Source organism: Bacillus sp. SN32, assembly GCF_002837495.1.
In the GTDB taxonomy this organism is placed as follows: Bacteria; Bacillota; Bacilli; order Bacillales; family Bacillaceae; genus Bacillus; species Bacillus subtilis.
In genome coordinates, this window is record NZ_PJCT01000001.1 from 1,177,264 (window position 1) to 1,197,601 (window position 20,338).

The window sequence follows — 20,338 nt, forward strand, 5'->3', positions numbered from 1 at the left end:
TGTCCGTGAAGAAAGGATGTGAAGACAATGTTTGAGTGGAACAAGTACTTTCCTTTCCACAATCAATTTTCTAAAGAAGCATTAAAAAAAGCTGATCCGAAAGAAGTTGAAACGTATGTCAATCGTGTGATGGAAAGTGTGTTCGGCAGTGATTATGCGGCTCAATTTCCTTTCCGCGATCCTCTCCCCCAAAAAGAACATCCCGCCAAACCTGATGCAAAACCTGATGTCAAACCTGATATTGATATATTCGAAACAGCAGACCATGTGTTTGTAAAGGTGCCAATCAGCGAAGAATGGCTGGAACAAGTGAGAATCAAACACACATCTCACGAATTATGGTTGGAAAACTTCCCAAGAGCAGATCATCCGAAAAAAGTAAACCTTCCTTGTTTAGTCAAACGCAAAGGAACAAAAGCCGTCTATAAGGATGGCCTTCTGGAAGTCATGTTTCAAAAGCAGCAAGACTACAATATGTCCGAGGTAGAAATCATCCGATAAAAAACGGCCTGCAATCGATGCAGGCCGTTTTTTATTAATAGAAGCCGGGATATCCCCCGTATGGCACGCCGGCACCAAAACCGTACGGTCCGCCTCCATATCCATAAGGGCCAGGAGGATAGGCATAGGGACGAGAATAGTTAAACAGCGCACTCCCGAGAAAACCGCCTAATAAACCGCCGACTAGAGGAGCGCCAAACAAAAAAGGACTACGCGCCGGATATCCGGCTGGACCTGGGATTCCGCGTAAATACGAATGATGAGGGTACATGATTTTTTCCTCCTTTATGTCTGCCTATACGTAAAGTATTCAGCAAGGAAGAAAAACGATTGGGCTACGGACTGTCTATGATTGTTACATCACAAGCCCTGCCAATAACACACAGCCGAGTCCTGTAACCGAAAGAACTGTTGTAAGCAGCGTCCAAGTTTGAAATGTTTCTTTCATGCTCAAGCCGAAAAATTCCTTTACCATCCAAAATCCTGCATCATTTACATGACACGCAATGACACTGCCGGCTCCTGTTGCAAGCACCATTAACGCGGGGTTTACACTGCCAGCCTCCATAAGCGGAGCTGCCATTCCCGCTGTGGTAAGCGCAGCCACGGTAGCAGAGCCTAGACACAGACGCAGAACCGCGGCGATGGTCCATGCAACGAATAGCGGCGACATGTTTGTTTGACGGAAAAAATCAGCGACATAATCGCCGACCCCGCCGTCAATCAGCACCTGTTTAAACGCTCCTCCCCCTCCTATGATGAGCAGCATCATCGCAATTTGGGAAATTGATTCTGAAATAGATCTGCTGATTTCCTGCATAGATATTTTACGGGCATATCCCATCGTATAGAGTGCAAGCAACAGCGAAATGAGCATTGCCGTTCCCGGAGTGCCGATAAATTCTATAATGTCTTTTCCTTTTGAATGTTCACTCAATAATAAAGAAAAAACTGTTGCCATTGCCATAAAGATAACCGGGAATAAAGACGTGACAGCACTGATCGCAAAGCCCGGTGTTTCATCCAGCTGAAATTCTTTCCTCGGTCCTAACCCCGATAAGTTTCCATGCTTTTGATACGCACCAGGAAACCGTTTCATCGCAAATTTATTAAATAAAGGCCCGGCAATCACAGTTGTCGGAACAGCGATGATGATTCCCAAAAGCAGCACCTGGCCAATATGGGCACCGTATGCAACTGAGATAGCAGTTGGAGCAGGATGCGGGGGCAAAAATCCGTGAGTAACATTTAAGGCGGCGGCCATCGGGATTCCCAGATACAGAAAAGGCATTTTTAATTCTTTAGCAATCGCGTATACAATCGGTATCAACAGAACAAGAGCGACTTCAAAAAACAGCGCAATACCGATGATAAAAGAGGCAACCACAACCGCCGCCTGTATTCGTTCCTTCCCGAATTTGTCAATCAGCGTAATGGCAATCCGGTAGCCGCCCCCAGCATCTGAGACAAGCCTCCCGAGCATCGCGCCAAGTCCAAACACTAAAGCTAAATGCCCCAGCTGCCCGCCAATTCCAGCCTCAATTGAAAGAACAATTTTATTGATATCCATTCCAAGTCCGATGGCTACTAAAAATGAAACGACAATCAGTGAGACAAAGGTATTTAATTTTACTTTAATAATGAGAAATAACAGAATCAGCACTCCGACAGCTACAATTAAAATCGGCATGGTACCCCTCCAAAAGTGTTTTATATGATTCTCGCGACAATGTTTTGGCGCTTTTCATGCCTAGATGAACAGAAAGCGCTTTCGTTAATAACTAAAAACGTCTTGGTTATATGATTGTTATCTTTTGATCAACTAATATGTTCATACTAATCTCCTAATCAATGACTGTCAATCGTTTTTATGAGCTTGTCTCGATTACCTACCGCCTAACCCAATGATTTATTAGTTATATGTTGATTAACTTTTGGTTATATGTTATGTTTTTTAAAGTTGACTGCCAATCATTATATCTCTCCATTGTCTGGAAGCAAATGAGACAATATGAGAACAGACGGATAACAACTTCACAAGAGGAGGAGTACACATGCCATTATTGCGTTTTGATGTAATTGAAGGCCGTGACGAAAAATCGCTGCAATTGTTATTAGATACTGCTCACCAAGCGATGGTTGAAGCGTTTGGCGTTCCGGAAAGAGACCGTTATCAAATTGTCCATCAGCATCCCGCAAACGAGCTTATAATCCAAGATACGGGATTAGGGTTTCAGAGAACCAAGGATCTGGTCATCATTAGCATGACAAGCAAAGCAAGAACCGAAAGCCAAAAGGAAAAATTGTATGCTCTGCTTGCTGAAAGGCTAGAAGAAAAATGCGGAATTTCCCCTGAAGACCTCATGGTATCTATTACTGAGAATGGTGACGCAGACTGGAGTTTCGGTCTCGGTGAGGCGCAATTTTTGAATGGAAAACTATAAGATTTCGTCTCCCCATAAAAAAAAAGAGAGAGCTCCAAAGAAGCTCTCTCTTTTTTTCATAAATGCGGAAGTCATCAGTATAGAAGCATCCAGCAATACGAAAAACCTGGATCTCCTTATTAGATCCGGTTTAAACGCCAATTGGATGCTGACTGGGTTTTGGCCGAAAATATAAAATTTTGCTGATTTGCATAATAAGATAACTCATAATCCCCATTTACAACAGGTTGGATGCTATAACTTATTGATCATTTCCATGAACATGACACTTTTGCCAATCCGGAAATGTCAGTCTGACAAATATAAAAAGTCATGTAAACGGGGTGCGAACCGTACTTACATGACTCACCATGGAAACAAAGGCTCTTTTTCAGACGCCGCTTTCCTTATTTCTCTTCTTCACACACTGTGTCACCAGGCTCGCAAAATTGATCGGCCCATGCCTGCATCTCTTGAAATACAGCTTGAAGCGCTGTTCCTTTTTCAGTCAGCGTGTAGATGACTTTGACCGGCGTTTCAGGGAGAACCTGCCGTTCGACAATCTCGTTTTGTTCAAGCTCCTTCAAGCGCTCTGCCAACATTTTTTGGCTGATCATCGGTATTGTTTCCGTTATCTCTTTAAACCGTTTCGGCCCATCCATTAGCACATGGATGATCAGACCGTTCCATCGTTTTCCCAGCAATGAGAATGCGGATTCCATTTTAGGGCACATCGTATTTCCCACAAGTCTTCATCCCTTCATCTATTGATTGACATGTATTCAATGATCCATTACAATAATCTTTCAAGTTACATTTAGTAAGCTTCTAACTTTTCTATTATCATACCACGTTTATCCGAAGGAGGAAACACTATGACGAATACTCTGGATGTTTTAAAAGCACGTGCATCTGTAAAGGAATATGATACAAATGCCCCGATCTCTAAGGAGGAGCTGACTGAGCTATTAGACCTTGCCACTAAAGCGCCTTCTGCTTGGAACCTTCAGCATTGGCATTTTACAGTATTCCACAGCGATGAATCAAAAGCGGAGCTTCTTCCTGTAGCGTATAATCAAAAACAAATCGTTGAGTCTTCTGCTGTTGTTGCCATTTTAGGCGATTTAAAGGCAAATGAAAACGGTGAAGAAGTTTATGCTGAATTAGCAAGCCAAGGCTATATTACGGATGAAATCAAACAAACATTGCTCGGCCAAATCAACGGTGCTTACCAAAGCGAGCAATTCGCACGTGATTCAGCTTTCTTAAATGCTTCTTTAGCTGCTATGCAGCTTATGATTGCCGCAAAAGCAAAAGGTTATGACACTTGCGCAATTGGCGGATTTAACAAAGAGAAGTTCCAAAAGCAATTTGATATCAGTGAGCGCTATGTTCCGGTTATGCTAATTTCAATCGGCAAAGCAGTGAAGCCTGCGCATCAAAGCAACCGTCTGCCGCTTTCAAAAGTATCAACTTGGCTGTAAGGATATGAAAAACCTTAGTCCGAAATCCGGACTAAGGTTTTTTTATACAATCGCCTCTTTGTACCATTCACGAGCCTGTTCAGCTTCATGCTGAGTCAGCTGATGGCCCCCGTCCTGCCAGAAAACGGAGGCTGATGCCCCGCTGTCACGTAAATAGCGGTAAAGCTCTTCTGATTCTTCCTTCGTGCAAAGAGGATCGTATTTCCCGGCACCGATAAAAACAGGGAGCCCCGCCATATCAGGCAGCTCGATACCCCGAATCGGAACCATTGGATGATGCAGAATAGCCCCTTTTAACACATCTTTATAATGAAAAAGCAGGCTTGCCGCAATGTTTGCGCCGTTTGAATAACCGACTGCAATCACTTTGCCGCGATCAAACTGATGCGTTTCTGCAGCCTCGTCGATAAAATCTTTCAATTCTCTTGTCCGCACCACAAGATCTTTTTCATCAAAAACTCCTTCACTCAGACGTTTGAAAAATCGCGGCATTCCATTTTCAAGCACCGATCCTCTGACACCAAGCAAATGGGCATCAGGGTCTATAAACCGCCCCAATGAAAGCAGATCGTGTTCATTACCGCCCGTGCCATGCAACAGCAAAAGTACGTTGTCAGATGTTCCTTTTTCATAAATATGCTTCATTATAAATTCCCCCTTTTAAAGTTCAGGTAAAATGTCTGTAATTTGGTGTCTATGTTTCTCCAGCCATTCAGGCAGTTTTAAGGAAGTCCCTAGCTCAGAAAACGTTTCATCTGTCATAAAGCCCGGTTCATCTGTGGCAATTTCAAATAAGATACCGCCTTTCTCCCTGAAATAAACTGATGTAAAGTATTCCCTGTCGAGAATTTCTGACGAAGGCAGATGGTTTTCAGCAATAATCGGCAGCCATTTCGCCTGTTCGTTTTTCTTTGTCCGAAACGCTACATGATGTACCGTACCATATCCTCCGACTCCTCTTTTTTCAGGGTGTAAATGGACATCAATGACACCGCCGACGGCCGCTGAGGTTGCCAGTCTGACAATCTGGTCTTCTTCGGCCACTTTGGTGTATCCAAAGCTTTCCGTTAACAATTGTATGGTCGCCTGCGGGTCGTAGGAATATAGCAGCACACCTTTCATTCCCGTAATTGCTTCATTTGTTGTGATCCCGTCAGGCGTCCACTCGCTTTTGCCGCTTTTCGCATCCTCCATGATCGCCAGCGGAAGGTCTTCTGTATCATCAAAAATAAGACCTTTTTCACCAAACAACGTTTTTTCCTTTAGGCTCAGCCCGCTTTTCTCAAGACGTTCCTTCCAAAAAGACAGGGAGCCTGAGGGAACTGAAAAGTACACCCGGCCCGCTTGGCCTTTTCCTACCGTTCCCTGTCCGCTTCCTTGGAACGGAAAAAAAGTCATTATTGTACCGGGATCTCCGTTTTGATTCCCAAAGTAAAAATGATACGTTCCGGGATCATCAAAGTTTACTGTTTTTTTAACAAGCCTGAGCCCAAGCACTTCTGTATAAAATCGCAAGTTTTCTTGCGGATCTCTGGCGAATGCTGTGACATGGTGCAATCCTTCTGTTTTCATTTTCTCACTCCCATTTATCTCGATTTCAAGATATTTATTATTTTAAACCTTTATTGAAAAGGATGCAAACCATGTGTTTTGATTAAATAATTGAAAAAATCATTTTTTTCTAATAATTATCTTGTGATCTTTTCTTACAACTGCTATTATAGTGAGCATTATCATGTTTCAGGAGGAAAGTAAATGGTTAAAAAAGCACTTATTGTTATTCTCATTCTTTTGCCATTCGTTCAGCTCGCGCTTTTGCCGCTTGTGAATCGAATAGAACCGATTATGTTCGGCCTGCCGTTTTTCCACTTTTGGCTGCTGCTGTGGATTATTGTTACGCCGTTATGCTCGTTTGGCATTTATCAGATGCAAAAAAAAGATGGAGGACTTGAATAATGCAAGGGAATCTGACTGCACTTCTCATTACTGCTATTATTGTTTTAACCGTTGTCTGTATCGGCTTTCTCGCCGGAAGAGACAAATCCTCACGCACTTCTGTGGAAGAATGGTCTGTCGGCGGCAGACGCTTCGGCGGTCTTCTCGTCTGGTTTTTAGTAGGCGCTGACCTTTATACGGCCTATACTTTCTTAGGGTTGACCAGTACTGCTTTTACAGGCGGAAGTGTTGCATTTTTCGCCATTCCTTATTCTGTGTTGGCCTACTTTATCGCCTACTTCTTCTTGCCGAAACTTTGGAAAGTTGCGAAAATTCATAAATTAACAACACTCGCGGATTATGCCCGGGAACGTTTTAACAGTAAGCTTTTGGCAAGCCTCGTTGCCATCGTCGGGGTACTCATGCTTATTCCGTACATATGCCTTCAGCTGAGCGGCATTCAAGACACGCTTCAGGTTGCCGGCACCGGATATATTAACGTAAAATTCGTTGTGATCATTTCATTTATTCTTGTTGCTCTTTACACATTCTTCAGCGGGATTAAAGGGCCCACATATACAGCCATCATTAAGGACATTTTAGTATGGGTCATTATGCTGTTTATGGTGGTGTCCCTCCCTCTCATTCATTTTAACGGCTGGACACCGATGATTGACACGTTAGTGAAGGAAGCGCCGCAAATGCTGACGATACCTGCAGAAGGGCCAAAAGGCATCCCTTGGTTTATCACAGCATCTATTGTTTCCGCTTTGGCACTTTTTATGTGGGCGCATGCCGCTACAGGTGTTTTCACGGCGAAAAGCGCTGATGCAGTAAGAAAAAACAGCATGTTTTTGCCGCTTTACAATATTGTGTTAATATTGGTTATTTTTCTTGGCTTTATCGCCTTTCTTGTCCTGCCGGAAGATACAAATCCAAGGCTGGCGCTGCTGTATTTGATTCAAACATCTTACGGCGGCGTGGCACAAGGCTTTGCATATGCCACTATCGCTCTTGCTTCATTAATACCTTGTTCCATTATGGCAATCGGCGCATCGAATTTATTCGCCAACAACCTATACCGGGATTTGATTCATCCGAATGTGTCGCAAAACAAGCTGACCCTCGTCACACGTTCAATGGTCTTTGTTGTCATCGGTCTTGCGCTGCTGTTTGGAATGCTGTTCCCGACTGCCTTAGTGACACTTCAGCTATTAGGTGTATCCGGTATGGTGCAAATCTTCCCTGCGATTGCTGTCAGCCTGTTCTGGAAAAACCAAACGAAAGAAGCAACGGTTATCGGATTATTAGCCGGCCTAGCGGTAACGTTTATTGTGTATATCACTCAATCCGCACATGGCATTTATGAAGGATTCTGGGGATTGGCCGCCAACATGATCGCTGTGGTTATCCTGAATCCGCTGTTCGTTAAAAACGCGGGATCCAATCCTGTCATTGAAGGTTTATTTGGCAAAAAACAAGACGCTAATCCAAATCAAAAGGGCGCATAAAAAAACCATACGCGGCAGCCGCGTATGGTTTTTTTACATTTCTTTTTTCAATGCTTCAATTGCCTTTTCCATTTGCGTATCATTATCAGACAGTTTCTTTTGAAGTTCTATCATTAATTTCGTTGTTGTATCGCCAGTCAGTATGCCTGTTTCATTCAGCTTCTCTTTTTTCTGGAACTGTTTGACGACAGATACAAAATCCTGGTCATACGTACTGTTAACCTTTACCTTGTAACCAAGTGCTTTGAGCATTTTCTGAGCCACTTTGACGTTTGTGCCTGTATCACCTGATTTGTACGTTTTATCTGCGTCCAAATACGGCAGCTTCGCGTAATCAGGCAGCTCTGCTTTCACTTGAGGCTTGATGCCTTTTTTGTGAATCCATTCGCCGTCAGCAGTCAGCCATTTGGCAACTGTCAGTTTGACGGTAGAGCCATCATCATATTCTTTTGCCGTTTGTACTGTACCTTTGCCGAATGTCGTCTCGCCGATTAACGGTACGTTTGACGATTCATGAAGGGCAGCGGCCATAATTTCGGCTGCGCTTGCTGTACCGTCATTTACTAAAACGACGGTCGGCTTGGTCACTTTCCGTTCTTTTTCGGCCTTCATGACTTCTTTTGAACCGTTTTTGTATTCAACCTGCATGATGTTTTTCCCTTTATCAATGAACAGGTTGCTCATCGTAATCGCCTGTTCCATTAAGCCGCCCGGGTTGCCTCTCAAGTCTAAAATATAGCCTTTGGCGCCTTTTTTCTCTAAACTGTCAATCGCATCTGTCAGTTCTTTAGCTGTTGTTTCAGAGAAAGAAGTGATTTGAATTTCTCCAATGTTGTTGTCTTTCATCTCTGAATAGACAGTCTCTACAGGAATGGTATCGCGCTTAATGGAAAGATCGATATTCCCCACTCCCGCTCTGTTCAGTTCAAGCTTCACCTTTGTGCCCTTTTTGCCTCGGATTAAAGCGACGGCTTCATTTACATTCATGCCTTTTACGCTTTTTCCATTCACCTTAATGATTTGGTCTCTCGGTTTGATACCGGCTTTTTCAGCAGGTGAACCTTTAATTGGGGATACAATAAGGATTTCTCCGTCTTTCTCCTCTACTTGGGCTCCGATTCCTTCAAAAGATGCTGAAATCGTCTCGTCGAATGATTTCGCTTGCTCTTGATCCATATATGTAGAGTACGGATCATCCAGTGATTGAATCATTCCTTTAATTGCTCCGTCTACTAATTTGTCATCATCTGTTTTTTGGTAATAATCACTTTTGATTTGCTCATACGCTTTATTTAATTTGTCGAACTTACTGTCTCCTGTGCTTGCTGATTTTTGGCCCAGGATACTGGAATTGCCCGTAATAAATAAAGTAAGCGCCGAAGCGACAACTGCAGTGATCAGCACAATAAAAAACAGTTTTAATTGCCGTTTCAATTAAACACCACCTTTTTCTTCTTACATTATTATCATGGACGAATTCTTATTCGTCAACTCGGAGCAGAAATGAAAGAGAAACGCCCTTCTTTTGCTTTTCATAAACCTATGTCTTTATACGACATATGATAAGGAAAAAGGAGGATTCGATATTGAGCCGATATTTAGAAATGCTGTCCTTATTCGGTGTCGCAGGGGCGCACCCAGGCGGGCTGGCTTTTTCAAAAGCGGTCTTGCAAAAGGCTGCGCCCTCCCCGGATCAGCCGATTCTTGATGCCGGATGCGGAACAGGGCAAACGGCGGCTTATTTAGGACATTTGCTGTATCCTGTAACAGTCGTTGATAAAGATCCTATTATGCTTGAGAAAGCGAAAAAAAGATTTGCGAATGAAGGGCTTGCCATCCCTGCATATCAGGCGGAGCTGGAACATCTCCCGTTTTCTTCTGAGTCCTTTTCCTGCGTCCTGTCAGAATCGGTCCTCAGTTTTTCACGCCTGACATCCTCTCTTCAAGAAATTTCAAGAGTTTTAAAACCCGGCGGGATGCTGATTGGTATCGAAGCTGCTTTAAAAAAACCGATGCCCCCTGCAGAAAAGAAGCAAATGATGGATTTTTACGGATTTACTTGCTTACATGAAGAAAGCGAATGGCATAAACTCCTAAGATCCTATGGCTTTCAAAAAACAGAAGCGATGACACTTCTTCCGGAAGACATGGAATTTGAACCAACCACAGAAATGGATTTATCGCAAACGATTGATCCCATCTATTACGATACGCTTCAAACACATTATCAGCTCATGCAGTTATATAGTGAGTACATGGGTCATTGTATTTTTATCGCGTACAAGTAAAACGGCGTATCGCCCCCTGTTTTCGTCCAACCTTTTTTTCCTATCTATCATATGCTGATAGAAAGTCAGGATAGGAGGGGAACAATATTGGAGAGATATTATCATCTTTGCAAAAACCATCAAGGTAAAGTCGTCAGAATTACAGAGAGAGGCGGGAGAGTTCACGTCGGCAGAATTACCCGTGTAACAAGAGACAGAGTTTTTATAGCTCCGACCGGCGGAGGGCCAAGAGGTTTCGGTTACGGATATTGGGGCGGTTATTGGGGATACGGAGCAGCTTACGGTATTTCCCTCGGTTTAATTACAGGGGTCGCTCTTGCTGGTTTATTCTTCTGGTAAGCATAGAACAAATGCTAGATTCACCAGACACAATGAAGCCCGCTTATCTAGTGTAAGCGGGCTTTTCATTTTAAATTTTCTTCACTTTTTCAAAGTACTCTTCAAGCGTTAAATCATTATCTTGGATGACCTTTGCGGCTTTTTTGCCTACATAGCGCAGATGCCATGGCTCATATTCATATTTCGTGATATCTTCTTTATTTTTCGGATAGCGAATGATAAAGCCATATTTATAAGCATTGTCCTGCACCCATTTCCCGTCTGCCGTGCTTCCGAACGCTTCATTTAGCTCAAAGCCATTGCTCCGGCTCGAAATGTCCATCGCGAGGCCTGTTTGGTGCTCGCTTTCACCCGGGTAAGCAACCGCTTCCTTTGCCTTCTTTTCCCCTTTTAGGCTTACTTCATTGTCAAAAATGACTTTCTGTCTGTCATACGAACGGTACCCTGAGACAGCTGCCAGTTCATAGCCTTCCTTTTTGGCAGCATCGAACATTGTTTTTAATGCGTCGGCCGCTTCTTTTCTGATGTAACGTTTTTGAATCTTTTCTTCAAAAGAAAACTCTACATCTGGTATGACAAGATCGCTAGGTTCATAGTTTCCGGGCAGTGCATATTGTTTATTGACAAGCGCGAGTATATTTTCTGGATTTTGAATGGTTTCCAGACCATCGACTTTTTTAATATCATTGAAATACTGGCTTTCCAATGAAAACTCACTGTTTTGAGTGTTTGATTTTTTGCTGTCAGCTGTTTTTTGTTCTGTTTGCTTTGTTTCTGCTGTGGTTTTCGTATCCTTTTGAGCATCTCCGTTCGACATGCTGCAGCCGGCTCCGACTATTGCCGTTACACTCAGAGCGGCAGCCAGTGAGAACCATTTACCGGACTTTTTCATATTACATTACCTTCCTTTTATCAATCGTTTCCGCATTCATAAAGAAGAGGCTGCCGGCACCCAGCACGCCTCTTGATATATTTTATTGTGATACGGAATGTAAAGCCACTTCTATCATATCATGAAATGTCGTTTGACGCTCTTCCGCTGTCGTTTCTTCTCCTGTTAATACGTGATCACTCACGGTGAGAATTGACAGGGCTTTTCTTCCGTGCTTCGCTGCTAATGTATACAATGCAGTTGTTTCCATTTCAACGCCAAGCACACCGTATTTTGCAAGTTTTTCAATTTGTGAATCGTCGTTGTAGAACTGGTCAGCTGTAAATACGCTTCCTACAGTCACCGGCACACCTTTATCCTTTGCGGCATCATAGGCATTTTTTAAAAGCTCGAAATCTGCGCAAGGCGCAAAATCAATGCTTCCAAAAGCGACTCTGTTCATTTGTGAATCAGTTGAGGAGGTCATCGCCAAAATGACGTCTCGCACTTTGACATCTTTACGAATAGCGCCGCAAGAACCGACTCTTATTAGATTTTGCACATCGTAGCTTTGAATTAATTCATTCACATAAATTGAAATAGACGGAACACCCATTCCCGTGCCTTGTACTGAGATTTTTTTACCTTTATATGTACCCGTAAATCCATACATGCCTCTGACTTCATTGTAGCATTCTACATTTTCAAGATACGTTTCTGCAATAAATTTTGCTCTGAGAGGATCTCCCGGCAAAAGCACTGTATCCGCAATTTGTCCTTTTTCAGCACCTATATGTACACTCATCTCATATCCTCCTGTAAATCAAAATTATCATCCAGCCCGTCCATTTTACAACGAATGTCATGATGAAACAAACTTCAGCATTGATTATAAAGGAATATGTCGAAAAAAGAAATGTTCGAGGATCTGTTAGGCACTTCCTCAGAAAAACGGATAATCGGGGTGTTAATTTGAAAACCTAACCGCAGGAAGGAGGGGTGGGACATGGGTAAAAAACATCGTAACCGGATCACCGGCCAAAAAAAGAACAATCATATACCTGAAAAAGATATCATTGCAGCTGAAGAAGCACACGGGAAAGAATATTCTGCTGCCAAACGCAAGCCTTAAAACTGCAGAAAACTGCGGGTTTCCGCAGTTTTCTTTTCATTATGTCGTTTGTACAATCAGACGATTGATTTTCCTCCAGCCGGCGGGAAGCAGTTGATAATATGTTTTCCCTTTTCTGCCTTCATCAATCAAGATCACGTCCCCTGTGGCCATAAATCTTGCATCATAATCACTCGGAACAGTGTCGAATACATTAAACAAAGAGAATGCTCTTTTCAGCACGTCTTGATGATCGCTCCCGTTCAGTTCAGTTCGATAGACGGCTCTGTAGCCCTTTTTTTCGCCAAACCGGGGTGTCTGAAATATTGTCACGTCATAGGAACAAGACTTCTTTTTAAACACGGATAACATCATCAAGATCCCCTCCCTTTTATTTCTTTAACATATTGGCGTTTTTGCTGTGTTTTCCTCTCTCTATTTTTGTCGAAACCGCTTAATCTTTTCGTCAAAACCTTTTACTAGGAAAAACAGAAGCAAGCCGAGGCTAAAGCCTCCTAACACATCTGTCACAAAATGAACCCCCAGATACACTCTGCTTATGCCGACTAAAACAGCAATTACACCGGCTATGATATATACCATTTTTTTATGCTTGGACAAAAACGGGAGGTGTTTCACTAAAAAGTAAGCAATAACAGGATAGACACAAGCAGCATTCATGGAATGGCCGCTCGGAAAACTGAAGGATGATTCATGAACCAGCGGTGCAAAATCAGGCCTCACTCTTTCGATCCATTCTTTTAAGACTTTGTTTAACAGCCGATCTGTGCCGAATATCAAGAGCATCAACAGGCCGTCCCATGTTTTTCTGTAGAAAAACAGGCCTGCTCCAATGATGACAATTAGAGGGAGCAGAAAAGAAGAAGCACCAAGATGCGTGATCCCCGTCATGACTTCATTAAGCCATGGCTGACGGATCAAAACAGCTGCCTTGCTTATTGCTTCATCTGCAGATTGAACAGCATTTGTATGAATGGCCGCAGCTAGAATTAAAAAGAAAAGAAACAAACTAACGGGCTTGTACAATTTTAACCACCTCAATTTTCACAGAAGTCATAGAACATGAATAATAAAACCGGAGCTGACCGCTCCGGTTTTAAGCCTCACTCATCTTCATCCAGCTCTTCATCTATCATACATTTTTCTATCAAATAATCAAAGGTAATATCAGCGATTTCAAACAGCTCATCCTCACTCGGTATGTAGCCCCGTCTTGCAAGCTCTCTGTAAAAAAATTCAGCGATTTCTTCCGTATCAATCACAAGATCTATTTCTTTCATCTCCGTACCGCCTCCTTTTTTATGTTTTATGAAAAAACAGGCTGAATTATACCCGGTGTTCTAAACAATTCTTTCAGTCATATATTGAATAAAAAACGAGCCATGGGAGGCTGACGCTATGATTGCTAAAATGATGGAAGCACTGGACGGAGAAAGATTTGATATCATAATGGAAAAAACGCTCAAAGGAATGACGCATGTGATGATTTGGGGCTGTCTGCCATATTTTTTATATGTCTTGATCCGTATGTTCACAAACTAACTGAAATGCTCTTTTAAACTTTCCAAAACAAACATCATCATGTCTTTATATTCTTCATCATGAAACATTTCGTACAGAATTTTGTAGTCATTATAAATATCCAGAAGCTCATCAACAATTGACACAGCAAGGATGTGAAGGGTATCTTGATCTTCATCATCGCCTTCAAACTGAAGAAGAGCAGACGATGCGATATCTTCGCCGATCTCATGGCCAGTTTCTCCGACATAATGGACAAACAACAGCTGATGCACAAACTGGTCCATTTCATATTTTCTAAGCACCAGCGTGAGATCCTCTTCCTCCGTTTCAAGCCACTCTCCATCCTTTAAACGGGTCAGCTCATAAATGATATCTTCCCAGCCATCTTCTAAATATCTCCAAATTTCTGTTCTATGGCCGATAATGCGAAAGAGTTCTTTTCCATAATCTTTTACATAAACAACGTCCCCAATAAGGAATTCATACTCAATATCAAGCTTCTCCATGTCGACAATGACACCCTCATAATCTTTATAAAGCTGAATAGATGATTCAAAGTATAAAACTTCGTTATGATTGACTTCATAAAGATAGTGTTTATCAATTTGGTGTACTTTTGTGATGGTGCCGACTGTTCCATACATAATGACGACTACGATATCCCCTACTTGGAATTTCGGTTTATTTTGCTTCATGGTGTCTCCCCCTCGCCGCAACATTTCTCATACGCTATCGTATGCCGGGTGAAGCCAATTCGCATGGGCATGAAAACCAAAGGAAATATCCAATTATGGTATGGGGGACATAAAAAAATCCGCAGTGATCTGCGGATGAAACAGCTATTATCTGCCGTGCACTTCAGACTCGTATTGATCCCAAGCTTCATCAAACGTCGCCATCGTGTGAAGGTAATCAGCATTCAGCTCCAAATATGAACTGATTTCATGATAATCGGTTGATGTTTTTGGAAAGCTGTGATCCTCATACGCCTGATTGGCAAATTCACTGATGCTGTCCTTCGGCTTAGGGTGTCTGTATTTCAATAAATAGTGATAAAAGGATTTCATGGGTTTCCCCTCCTGGTGTCTGTCTTTTGTTGTTCTATTATACAGTTCAAGTGTAAAATTACAACAAAAGAATACTGAAACATGACTCAGGAGAAGTCAAAATAGTTGCGTTTCAAAATTCTTTCTGTCTCCATGAGCTGCTGATATGTCAGGCTTTCAGGCAGTTTGTTTGTTTGAATTAAAAGCAGCTGATCCTCAATCTCCTTAACCGTGTTTTCCTCTTGATAGGTCATACCGCAGGAAGAACATACCATGGCAGGAGTGTCTGTCAGTTCTATAGCCCTCGTTCCATCAGGAAGCTCCCAGTACACCGTGTTCCTGCCGGGCACCGCTTCAAGCTCGCCGCACCATTCGCATGTTTTCATGAAGAATCCCCTCCGCATTCAGTCTCTTTCTGTTTTTTCTGCTGCGCCAAAAATTTCTTTTCTTTGAGCTGATCTCTTTTCTCACGCCGGTCTTTTAATGTTTCATGCTCCGGATTTGCGATGTATGCCTCTCTCCTTTTGATTCTGTCTACATTTTCAGGTGTAAACGAAACTTCTTTGTCAGCAAAAATGGCACTCAGCCCGATCGGCTCCTTTTTGTCAGCGGTTTCAGGGAAAACGGACTCAAAATAGGCGTCTGCCTGATTGGGGATATAATTCTCTGGTTCCGGATATGACGTAATCACACCTTCAAAATTTCTTAAGATCACTTTGTCAGGACTTTGTGACAGGACATAGTTTGGCTGCAGGGCGATTTTACCTCCTCCGCCTGGTGCGTCAACGACAAAGGTAGGAACCGCATAGCCTGAGGTATGACCTCTCAGCCCTTCAATGATCTCCAAACCTTTGGAAACAGGAGCTCTGAAATGCCCGATTCCCTCTGACAGATCACATTGGTAAATATAATAAGGACGGACTCTGATTTTTACCAAGTCATGCATGAGCTTTTTCATAATTGGAACCGAATCATTAATACCTGCTAATACGACAGCCTGATTCCCGACCGGCACTCCCGCGTTCACCAGCTTTTCACATGCCTCAACGGATTCTTCTGTCATTTCGATGCTTGTGTTAAAATGGGTATTCAGCCAGACCGGATGATATTTTTTCAATATCTCGCACAGATGATCGGTAATGCGCTGCGGAAAGACAACGGGCGCTCTTGTTCCGATTCTGATGACTTCCAGATGCGGAATGCTGCGCAGCTCTTTTAAAATATATTCTAAAATTTGGTCGTTGATGAGCAGCCCATCACCGCCTGAAATTAAACAATCGCGGATTTCGGGTGTTTCCCGGATATAAGCAATTGCAGCATCAAGCTGTTTTTTTGGGACGCCCATTCCGATTTGTCCGGAAAAGCGCCTTCTTGTGCAGTAGCGGCAGTACATAGAACATTGATTCGTGACAAGAAACAGCACACGGTCGGGATAGCGGTGTGTCAGACCGGGTACCGGTGAATCTTCATCCTCATGAAGCGGGTCTTCCAGATCGTATTTTGTTTTGTGCATTTCTTCAGAAAGCGGCACAGACTGCATGCGTACCGGGCATCTCGGATTGTCGGGGTCCATTAAAGAAGCATAGTAAGGTGTAATATTTAAGGGGATCGTTTTGGTAGAAATTCTGACGCCTTCCTCTTCATCCTCAGTCAGATTGATGACTTTCTTTAAATCATCTAACGTTCTTACAGTATGTGTCAGCTGCCAAAGCCAATCGTTCCATTTCTCTTCCGGAACGTCCTTCCATAACTCGATCTCCTTCCAATGCCGTTTCGGTTTATACCATTTGTTTTTCAAACGAATTCCTCCTCGCGCATATTTTGACTTACAGTTGCTTGCACCAAATATTCATGTTTTCAAGGCCTTCGGCTATAAAGCAATTATTGATCAGCCTTCCGCCATACTGATAACCTGAATGGTACAACACAGCATTCATCCCAAAAGACGAAGCACGGGCGAGAGAAAATACATGAAAGATATCCTTTCCAGCCATTTCTTTTTCTAACGCCTCGATTAAAAAGCTTGTTAACGAATGGCCGCGATATTCCGGCAGCACAGCGCAATCGGTTATTTCTGCATGCCCAAGCTCTGGATTGATTTCTGCACTTGCTGCGCTGATCAGGCGGTCATGATCAAGCATGATATAATACACCGTATTTGCATTCATCGTCTTTTCAATATAAGCGGGGTCAAATACCGGTGTTGGGTACGTGCGGAATACTTTTTTATACAACATCGATAGCTGGTACATGTCATTTGTTTCTGCTTTTCTCATCGTAAAAACGGGTGTACTGTCGTTGTGAAGACGGGGCGCTGTGCGATATATGGCTTCGATGATCTCCTGTTCCTCTGTATAAGAATCTGTTTGTCTCCGGCTTTCTGAAAGGTAACGTACCATGACACAAGCCGAATAGCCGAGATAATAGCCCTTTAGATAACCCTCCGGCGCAAATAATTGTTTGGCAAGGATTGGCTCATCATGCTGCTTCGCATAAACAATGATTTTTTCTGCATCCTCTTCTTTTGCCGCTGCCACGATATCCGGCAGGGCCTTCTCAATAGCTCCGTCATAACGGACCACTCTGATTCGTTTATTAAAGCCGTCATGGTCCAAAACTGCTGTGACACCGCTACTCTTTATTGACTTGAGCATCCGCATCCTCCCCATCTGTATGAAGGCCGCACCAATCCATGACAAAAAGTGCAATAATTTTAGCAGATTCTATCATGGCTTCAACCTCAATGTATTCATTGGCCTGATGAGCCGTTTTTGTTTCCCCCGGCCCGAAAACGATCACTGGTGTATCTCCTGCATGGTACAAAAGCCCTCCATCCGTTCCCCACGGGGAAGCCTCAATAATCGGCTCTGTCTGTTTCATTTTTTGATAGGCTGATTGCAGCACAGAAATTAAAGGGTGATCATCAGGTAAATCATTCGGCAGCCATTGAGCGCCAAACCATTCGACTTGTACGGGATGGCGTTTAAACCATTCGTCATAGTATTCTAAATCCTTCAGCCAGTTTTCCAATTCAAGTTTTACAGCTTCTGGTTTCTCATGGGGAGCAATTCCGCATCTCCCTTCTATAACGACACGGTCTGCAACTGAAGATGGCCAGGCACCGCCCGAGATGGTGCCGATATTCACCGGTACCGGTATTGGGATATTGTCATACAGCGGATCTGAAATTCTCGCATTGCGGACTTTCTCCAGCTCTTGTATCGCTGTGATAACGTGCATGCTTTTTTCAATCGCGCTTACCCCTTCGTAGCGTGTGCCCCCATGTGCGGATAATCCCTTCACAGTGATCCGAAACCACATCGAACCCTGCTGCTTAATAAATAGTTTCATATTCGTCGGTTCAGGAATCAGCGCCCCGTCAGCACGATAGCCTCTCATGATGGCGGACAGTGTACCGGCGCCGCCGCACTCTTCATCTACAACACTCTGAAACAATACATCTCCCTTCAATTTGACATCGCAAGCGTGCAGGGCTTCTAAAGCAAAAAGAAGGGCTGTATTGCCTCCCTTCATATCCGTTGAGCCGCGGCCGTATATTTTACCGTTTTCTTCGACAGCTTGATACGGTTCATACTTCCAATCCTTTACGCTTCCTTCAGGCACAACATCGATATGACCGTTCAAAATCAGGGACCTGCCTCCGCCGGCTCCCGTTTTTTTAGCCACGATATTCGGGCTCTCATGAAAATCGGATCGGTTAGATTTAAAGTAGGGATGCTGTTTTAATTGCTTTATGCTTGGCTCCCATACATCAATGTCCATCTGAAATTGCCGCAGCTTTTCAAGCACAACAGCTTGGGCATTAAACTCTGACCCCAATGTGCTTTTTTCCCCAATCAGCCTTTTGAGAAGACGAATGGCTTTGGCCGAATGCTGATCAAGCCACTCGATTACTTTTCTTTCAATGTCTTGCATCCTCATTCCCCCTCTTAAGAAAAAGGCATATCTATTTTGATTTCAGCTTCTGTCAGCCTCGTCACCTCATCGATTGTCGAACCATTCATCAGCTCTTTTAAAATGAAGTGATGGCTATCGACCTCAAGAACCGCTTTTTCGGTAATAATCAAATCTACACAGCCTGCAGCAGTTAATGGCAGCGTACATCTTTCTGTTAATTTAGGCCTTCCCTTTTGATCTGTATGACTCATGACGACAACCACTTTTTTCGCTTTTTGGGCAAGCTCCATCGCCCCGCCCATACCAGGCACCTTTTTTCCCGGAACAAGCCAATTTGCCAAATCTCCTGATTGGCTCACCTGCAGGGCTCCTAAAATCGTAATGTCAATTTTGCCTTTTCTGATCATCGCAAAAGACATGGTTGTATCAAAATAAGAAGCCCCTTTTACAGCGCGGACAGGATAGCCCGCGGCGTTGCATAAATGGGCATCCTCTTCTCCCTTTTCGGGACTTTCTCCAATGCCAAGGACACCGTTTTCCGCTTGAAACATGACCTGCATGTCAGGCGGCAAAAAGTTCGGTACCAAGGATGGGATACCGATACCGAGATTCACAATCATGCCCTGCTTAATTTCAGTAGCAGCCCGTTTTGCAATCTGTTCTCTTTCGGCTACTCCCAAGCCCATTTCCATTTCACTCCCTCGCTTCGTACAACTCCCTCAACAAAAACCCCCGGTGTGACAATCATTTCTTCAGAAATCTCACCCATCGGAACGATACGCTCAGCTTCGGCAAAGGTTCTCCTGGCGGCCATTGCCATAAGCGGATTCATATTGCGCGCGGTTTTGTCATACGTTAGATTGCCGAATTCATCTGCAATGTAAGCATTGATGAAAGCAAAATCAGCCGTCAGCGCCTCTTCAATCAAGTATCGTTTTCCCGCCACTGTTACGATGTCCTTTTTTTCGCAAACCATTGGATTATCAATGCCCACATCGGTTAAAATACCGCCAAGCCCCGCTCCGCCGGCGCGAATCCGTTCCGCAAGCGTTCCCTGAGATGAAAATTGAACCTCTATCGTCCCCTCTGTCATCTGTTTTCCGGCTACAGGATTGGAACCGATATGCGAGGCGATCAGGGTTTTGACCCGTTGATTAACAATAAGCGGGCCGATCCCGATATCCGGGAAACCGGCGTCATTGCAAATCACAGTTAAATCCGTTACACCGCTGTCCAATATCGCTTCAATCAATGAAGGAGGCGACCCGACTCCCCCAAAACCGCCAAACATCAGAACCGATCCATCCCGAACATCTGCAATTGCTGTGTCAATGCTGATTGCTTTTTGAAATGGCGCCATTTAATG

At 43.5% G+C, this 20,338-nt stretch carries 28 protein-coding genes; 9 read left to right on the forward strand and 19 right to left on the reverse strand.

Annotated features, from left to right (window positions below):
- The first annotated feature begins 27 nt into the window (after nucleotides 1-27).
- Entirely contained in the window at nucleotides 28-501 is a 474-nt protein-coding gene (gerT, locus tag CW370_RS05840; protein ID WP_024573595.1) for a spore germination protein GerT, read from the forward strand.
- 34 nt (nucleotides 502-535) lie between these two features.
- Here the strand turns inward: gerT and CW370_RS05845 are convergent, their stop codons facing one another.
- Both CW370_RS05845 and CW370_RS05850 read right to left on the reverse strand, forming a co-directional pair.
- Nucleotides 536-772, reverse strand: a complete 237-nt coding sequence (locus tag CW370_RS05845; protein WP_004399366.1) for a hypothetical protein — start codon at nucleotides 770-772, stop codon at nucleotides 536-538.
- Nucleotides 773-856: 84 nt separating this feature from the next.
- Complete coding sequence (locus tag CW370_RS05850) at nucleotides 857-2,191, reverse strand: gluconate:H+ symporter (RefSeq protein ID WP_024573523.1); 1,335 nt, start codon at nucleotides 2,189-2,191, stop codon at nucleotides 857-859.
- A gap of 364 nt (nucleotides 2,192-2,555) precedes the next feature.
- Here CW370_RS05850 and CW370_RS05855 point away from each other — a divergent pair, with 364 nt between their 5' ends.
- Nucleotides 2,556-2,945: a tautomerase family protein gene (locus CW370_RS05855; protein ID WP_014477090.1), complete on the forward strand. Its 390-nt coding sequence runs from the start codon at nucleotides 2,556-2,558 to the stop codon at nucleotides 2,943-2,945.
- 386 nt (nucleotides 2,946-3,331) lie between these two features.
- Here CW370_RS05855 and yodB read toward each other — a convergent pair whose 3' ends face one another.
- Entirely contained in the window at nucleotides 3,332-3,670 is a 339-nt protein-coding gene (gene yodB / locus CW370_RS05865; protein WP_004399427.1) for a transcriptional regulator YodB, read from the reverse strand.
- A gap of 129 nt (nucleotides 3,671-3,799) precedes the next feature.
- Here yodB and CW370_RS05870 point away from each other — a divergent pair, with 129 nt between their 5' ends.
- Complete coding sequence (locus CW370_RS05870) at nucleotides 3,800-4,408, forward strand: nitroreductase family protein (RefSeq protein ID WP_024573521.1); 609 nt, start codon at nucleotides 3,800-3,802, stop codon at nucleotides 4,406-4,408.
- Nucleotides 4,409-4,450: 42 nt separating this feature from the next.
- Here CW370_RS05870 and CW370_RS05875 read toward each other — a convergent pair whose 3' ends face one another.
- Together CW370_RS05875 and CW370_RS05880 are read right to left on the reverse strand one after the other, a co-directional pair.
- A complete protein-coding gene (locus tag CW370_RS05875; protein ID WP_024573520.1) occupies nucleotides 4,451-5,053 on the reverse strand; it encodes an alpha/beta hydrolase in 603 nt (200 codons plus the stop codon).
- Nucleotides 5,054-5,068: 15 nt separating this feature from the next.
- On the reverse strand, nucleotides 5,069-5,980 hold the full coding sequence (locus CW370_RS05880; RefSeq protein WP_024573519.1) for a ring-cleaving dioxygenase: 912 nt from the start codon (nucleotides 5,978-5,980) through the stop codon (nucleotides 5,069-5,071).
- A gap of 183 nt (nucleotides 5,981-6,163) precedes the next feature.
- On the opposite strand from CW370_RS05880, the gene CW370_RS05885 reads away from it, so the two are divergent.
- Nucleotides 6,164-6,364 (forward strand): DUF3311 domain-containing protein, encoded by a 201-nt coding sequence (locus CW370_RS05885; RefSeq protein WP_003231189.1) that lies wholly within the window; start codon nucleotides 6,164-6,166, stop codon nucleotides 6,362-6,364.
- Nucleotides 6,364-7,854, forward strand: coding sequence for a sodium:solute symporter family protein (locus tag CW370_RS05890; protein ID WP_029946437.1), 1,491 nt, complete (start codon nucleotides 6,364-6,366; stop codon nucleotides 7,852-7,854). Before CW370_RS05885 ends, CW370_RS05890 begins: the two co-directional genes overlap by 1 nt.
- Before the next feature lie 33 nt (nucleotides 7,855-7,887).
- Here the strand turns inward: CW370_RS05890 and ctpA are convergent, their stop codons facing one another.
- The gene (gene ctpA, locus CW370_RS05895) at nucleotides 7,888-9,288 is read right to left on the reverse strand and encodes a carboxy-terminal processing protease CtpA (RefSeq protein WP_024572725.1); all 1,401 of its coding nucleotides are present in this window, start codon (nucleotides 9,286-9,288) and stop codon (nucleotides 7,888-7,890) included.
- Between the two features lie 152 nt (nucleotides 9,289-9,440).
- Here ctpA and CW370_RS05900 point away from each other — a divergent pair, with 152 nt between their 5' ends.
- Nucleotides 9,441-10,142 (forward strand): class I SAM-dependent methyltransferase, encoded by a 702-nt coding sequence (locus CW370_RS05900; protein ID WP_015714112.1) that lies wholly within the window; start codon nucleotides 9,441-9,443, stop codon nucleotides 10,140-10,142.
- An 87-nt stretch (nucleotides 10,143-10,229) separates the two neighbouring features.
- Entirely contained in the window at nucleotides 10,230-10,481 is a 252-nt protein-coding gene (locus tag CW370_RS05905) for a hypothetical protein (RefSeq protein WP_014477099.1), read from the forward strand.
- A gap of 70 nt (nucleotides 10,482-10,551) precedes the next feature.
- Here CW370_RS05905 and ldcB read toward each other — a convergent pair whose 3' ends face one another.
- The gene (gene ldcB / locus CW370_RS05910; protein WP_014480046.1) at nucleotides 10,552-11,373 is read right to left on the reverse strand and encodes an LD-carboxypeptidase LdcB; all 822 of its coding nucleotides are present in this window, start codon (nucleotides 11,371-11,373) and stop codon (nucleotides 10,552-10,554) included.
- Between the two features lie 82 nt (nucleotides 11,374-11,455).
- On the reverse strand, nucleotides 11,456-12,157 hold the full coding sequence (gene deoD, locus CW370_RS05915) for a purine-nucleoside phosphorylase (protein ID WP_003241589.1): 702 nt from the start codon (nucleotides 12,155-12,157) through the stop codon (nucleotides 11,456-11,458).
- A 201-nt stretch (nucleotides 12,158-12,358) separates the two neighbouring features.
- On the opposite strand from deoD, the gene CW370_RS05920 reads away from it, so the two are divergent.
- On the forward strand, nucleotides 12,359-12,484 hold the full coding sequence (locus tag CW370_RS05920) for a hypothetical protein (protein ID WP_003231174.1): 126 nt from the start codon (nucleotides 12,359-12,361) through the stop codon (nucleotides 12,482-12,484).
- A 39-nt stretch (nucleotides 12,485-12,523) separates the two neighbouring features.
- Here the strand turns inward: CW370_RS05920 and yodL are convergent, their stop codons facing one another.
- The 3 genes from yodL to CW370_RS05935 form a co-directional block, all read right to left on the reverse strand.
- Nucleotides 12,524-12,838: a shape determination protein YodL gene (gene yodL / locus CW370_RS05925; RefSeq protein WP_004399431.1), complete on the reverse strand. Its 315-nt coding sequence runs from the start codon at nucleotides 12,836-12,838 to the stop codon at nucleotides 12,524-12,526.
- 60 nt (nucleotides 12,839-12,898) lie between these two features.
- Nucleotides 12,899-13,510, reverse strand: a complete 612-nt coding sequence (pgpB, locus tag CW370_RS05930) for a phosphatidylglycerophosphatase PgpB (protein WP_024572726.1) — start codon at nucleotides 13,508-13,510, stop codon at nucleotides 12,899-12,901.
- A gap of 77 nt (nucleotides 13,511-13,587) precedes the next feature.
- Complete coding sequence (locus CW370_RS05935; RefSeq protein ID WP_003231166.1) at nucleotides 13,588-13,764, reverse strand: YozD family protein; 177 nt, start codon at nucleotides 13,762-13,764, stop codon at nucleotides 13,588-13,590.
- Nucleotides 13,765-13,882: 118 nt separating this feature from the next.
- On the opposite strand from CW370_RS05935, the gene CW370_RS05940 reads away from it, so the two are divergent.
- On the forward strand, nucleotides 13,883-14,026 hold the full coding sequence (locus CW370_RS05940; protein ID WP_003218150.1) for a hypothetical protein: 144 nt from the start codon (nucleotides 13,883-13,885) through the stop codon (nucleotides 14,024-14,026).
- Here CW370_RS05940 and CW370_RS05945 read toward each other — a convergent pair.
- The 8 genes from CW370_RS05945 to CW370_RS05985 form a co-directional block, all read right to left on the reverse strand.
- The gene (locus tag CW370_RS05945) at nucleotides 14,023-14,703 is read right to left on the reverse strand and encodes a hypothetical protein (protein ID WP_014480050.1); all 681 of its coding nucleotides are present in this window, start codon (nucleotides 14,701-14,703) and stop codon (nucleotides 14,023-14,025) included. The two genes, CW370_RS05940 and CW370_RS05945, sit on opposite strands and share 4 nt — an antisense overlap.
- Nucleotides 14,704-14,850: 147 nt before the next feature.
- On the reverse strand, nucleotides 14,851-15,075 hold the full coding sequence (locus tag CW370_RS05955; RefSeq protein WP_003231160.1) for a YozE family protein: 225 nt from the start codon (nucleotides 15,073-15,075) through the stop codon (nucleotides 14,851-14,853).
- 86 nt (nucleotides 15,076-15,161) lie between these two features.
- Nucleotides 15,162-15,440 carry a YokU family protein gene (locus tag CW370_RS05960; protein WP_024572727.1) on the reverse strand — a complete coding sequence of 93 codons (279 nt, stop codon included), beginning with the start codon at nucleotides 15,438-15,440 and terminating at the stop codon, nucleotides 15,162-15,164.
- A complete protein-coding gene (gene ablA / locus CW370_RS05965; RefSeq protein WP_004399420.1) occupies nucleotides 15,437-16,852 on the reverse strand; it encodes a lysine 2,3-aminomutase in 1,416 nt (471 codons plus the stop codon). Before ablA ends, CW370_RS05960 begins: the two co-directional genes overlap by 4 nt.
- Before the next feature lie 28 nt (nucleotides 16,853-16,880).
- Nucleotides 16,881-17,708, reverse strand: coding sequence for a putative beta-lysine N-acetyltransferase (gene ablB / locus CW370_RS05970; RefSeq protein WP_101169522.1), 828 nt, complete (start codon nucleotides 17,706-17,708; stop codon nucleotides 16,881-16,883).
- The gene (locus CW370_RS05975; RefSeq protein WP_101169523.1) at nucleotides 17,686-18,996 is read right to left on the reverse strand and encodes a peptidase; all 1,311 of its coding nucleotides are present in this window, start codon (nucleotides 18,994-18,996) and stop codon (nucleotides 17,686-17,688) included. The genes ablB and CW370_RS05975 overlap by 23 nt, the downstream gene beginning before the upstream one ends.
- Nucleotides 18,997-19,004: 8 nt before the next feature.
- Nucleotides 19,005-19,658, reverse strand: coding sequence for a 3-oxoacid CoA-transferase subunit B (locus tag CW370_RS05980; protein WP_015383895.1), 654 nt, complete (start codon nucleotides 19,656-19,658; stop codon nucleotides 19,005-19,007).
- The gene (locus tag CW370_RS05985; protein ID WP_101169524.1) at nucleotides 19,643-20,332 is read right to left on the reverse strand and encodes a CoA transferase subunit A; all 690 of its coding nucleotides are present in this window, start codon (nucleotides 20,330-20,332) and stop codon (nucleotides 19,643-19,645) included. The genes CW370_RS05980 and CW370_RS05985 overlap by 16 nt, the downstream gene beginning before the upstream one ends.
- Nucleotides 20,333-20,338 lie beyond the last annotated feature (6 nt).